Source organism: Cytophagia bacterium CHB2, from assembly GCA_030263535.1.
Lineage (GTDB): Bacteria > Zhuqueibacterota > Zhuqueibacteria > Zhuqueibacterales > Zhuqueibacteraceae > Coneutiohabitans.
Map to the genome: position 1 here is coordinate 1 of SZPB01000577.1, position 2603 is coordinate 2603.

A 2603-nucleotide genomic window follows, 5' to 3' on the forward strand; every position below is an offset into this window, starting at 1 on the left:
CGCCGCGGTGACGGGGAAGATTGAGGTGAGAAAGGTAAATTCATGAACCACGAAAGACACGAAATACACGAACAAAAGCCTTTCGTGTATTTTGAGTGGTTCGTGGTCGATAAGCTTCTTAAAATAGATATTTGGGAGGCATTATGGGTGAGATACTATACAAAGACGAGGGTTACGCAATTCAAGGCGCGATTTTTGAAGTGTATCGGGAAATGGGATGTGGGTTTCTGGAAGCAGTTTATCAGGAATGTCTTGCCAAAGAATTTTCACGGCGGAACGTGCCGTTTGCCTCTCAAGTTGATCTGACCATATTCTATAAAGGCGAGAAGCTGCAGCAGGCTTATAAACCGGATTTCATTTGTTACGACAAAATCATCGTTGAATTGAAAGCCGTTAAAGCCATCGACGACGTGCATCGGGCGCAAGTTTTCAATTATCTGAAAGCGACCGGTTTGCGGCTGGGTTTGTTGGTCAATTTTGGGCATTATCCCAAGGCGACTATTGAGAGGATTATTTTGTGAATCACGGAATACACAAAACACACACAAAAAATTTCGTGTATTTCGTGCGGTTCGTGGTTAAGGAACTAAGAAAACCAAACTCAAGGCATGAGGGATGAAACTGGTATTGAAAGAGGACCCCAGCCAATCGCAGTTGATTTTTTATCAAACCGAAGATCGGCAGACGCGTCTCGAGGTGCGGTTTGCGGGCGAGACGGTGTGGCTCACGCTCAATCAATTGGCCGAACTATTCCAGCGGGATAAGTCGGTTATTTCCCGGCACATTCGTAATGTCTTCGAAGAAGGCGAGCTTCCCCGCGAACGAACTGTTGCAAAATTTGCAACAGCTCAACAAGAGGGTGACCGCGAAGTAAGCCGCGAGGCCGAGTACTTCAACCTCGACGTCATCATCTCCGTCGGCTATCGGGTGAAGTCATTGCGCGGCACACAGTTTCGCATTTGGGCGACGCAGCGGCTGCGCGAATATATTGTGAAAGGCTTCACGCTGGATGACGAGCGGCTGAAGCAAGTCGGCGGCGGAGGCTATTTCGACGAGCTGCTCGCGCGCCTTCGCCGGTGGAGAAAGATTTCGAGGAGGCCGTGGAGAAGATCAAGAAACTGTCAGGGGGCGCAAAACAAAGAAGTTGCCCAGATAACGATCACGAGGTTTACCCATGCCCCAAACCACCGAAAAAGCTTTCGAAACTTACGTTGAATCCATTCTCCTGAATCAAGCCGGCTGGCAGTCCGGCACGGTGGCGGAATGGGACGTGGAAACCGCGCTCTTTCCGAGCCGCGTCTTTGCATTTTTGCAGGAGACGCAAACTAAACTTTGGGAAGAGATGCGCGGCCTGCACCGCGAGGGATTGGAAAACCAGATCATCAACACGCTGGTCAAAGAACTGGAGCTGAAGGGCACGCTGCACATTCTGCGGCACGGCTTTAAGTTTTATGGCAAGACTTTCCGCCTCGCCTATTTCAAACCCGCGCACGGTTTGAATTATGACATACTCGATCTGTTCAACCAAAACCAACTGACCGTGACGCGACAGGTGCCGTGCCATCCCGGTAAACACGACACGGTGGATTTGCTCTTTGCGGTGAATGGCGTGCCGGTGGCGACCTGCGAGCTCAAAAATCCCAGCACCGGACAGAATTGGCGCCATGCCGTGAAGCAGTATCAAACCGACCGCGATCCGGCGGCGCCGCTGTTCCAATTCAAGAAACGCGCGCTGGTGCATTTTGTGGTTGATCCCGACGAAGTTTACATGACGACGCATCTGCGCAAAGAGGCGACGCATTTTCTGCCGTTCAACCGCGGCAGCCATCCGGGCGAGATTCAATGCGGCGCGGGCAATCCGCAGCATCCGTCGGGTTATCGCACCGGTTACTTTTGGGAAGAGGTGCTGAAATTCGACAGCTTTCTCGATATTCTCGGCCATTTCATGTTCATCGAGAAGAAAGATGAGAAGGTGGATGACGGGCGCGGCGGGCAACGGCGCATCACCAAAGAGACGCTGGTCTTCCCGCGTTATCATCAACTCGACGCCGTGCGCAAAATCGTCGTGGCGGCACGGCAAGAAGGCGCGGGGCAAAATTATTTGATCCAACACTCTGCCGGCAGCGGCAAGACCAACAGCATTTCGTGGCTCTCGCACCGGCTGGCGAGTTTGCACACAGAGCGTGATGAAAAGGTTTTCGATTGCGTCATCGTCATTACGGATCGGCGCGTGCTCGATCAGCAACTGCAAGACGCCATTTACCAAATCGAACACGCGCAAGGCGTGGTGAAGGCGATTGACGAAGATGCCAAACAACTGGCCGCCGCGCTGATCGACGGCACCAAGATCGTGGTCACGACGTTGCAAAAATTTCCCTTTGTGTTGCGTGGCCTGCTTTACGCTGCCGGCGCAGAAAGTCAGGAGAAAGCGACTGAGGAGGAAAAACAAAAAGCGAAAGAATGGGAAGCCGCCATCGCCGCGAGAAAATATGCGGTGATCGTGGACGAGGCCCATTCCAGCCAAACGGGCGAAACGGCGCGCGAGCTGAAGGGCATTCTCGGCGCGGCGGCAACGGATTCGGAGGAGGGCGAAGCGGATTGGG

The 2603-nt window shown here is 52.9% G+C and carries 3 protein-coding genes; all 3 read left to right on the plus strand.

The window, feature by feature from the left end:
* Window positions 1-143 precede the first annotated feature (143 nt).
* Window positions 144-521 (plus strand): GxxExxY protein, encoded by a 378-nt coding sequence (locus FBQ85_29085; protein MDL1879187.1) that lies wholly within the window; start codon window positions 144-146, stop codon window positions 519-521.
* 106 nt (window positions 522-627) lie between these two features.
* Complete coding sequence (locus FBQ85_29090; protein ID MDL1879188.1) at window positions 628-1215, plus strand: virulence RhuM family protein; 588 nt, start codon at window positions 628-630, stop codon at window positions 1213-1215.
* A partial coding sequence (locus FBQ85_29095) for a type I restriction endonuclease subunit R (GenBank protein MDL1879189.1) occupies window positions 1175-2603 on the plus strand: 1429 nt, incomplete at its 3' end. The genes FBQ85_29090 and FBQ85_29095, both read left to right, overlap by 41 nt.

What these genes read in the sequence shown, in the direction of transcription:
- FBQ85_29085 (MDL1879187.1), top strand. Translation starts at nt 144, where the DNA reads ATGGGTGAGATACTATACAAAGACGAGGGTTACGCAATTCAAGGCGCG.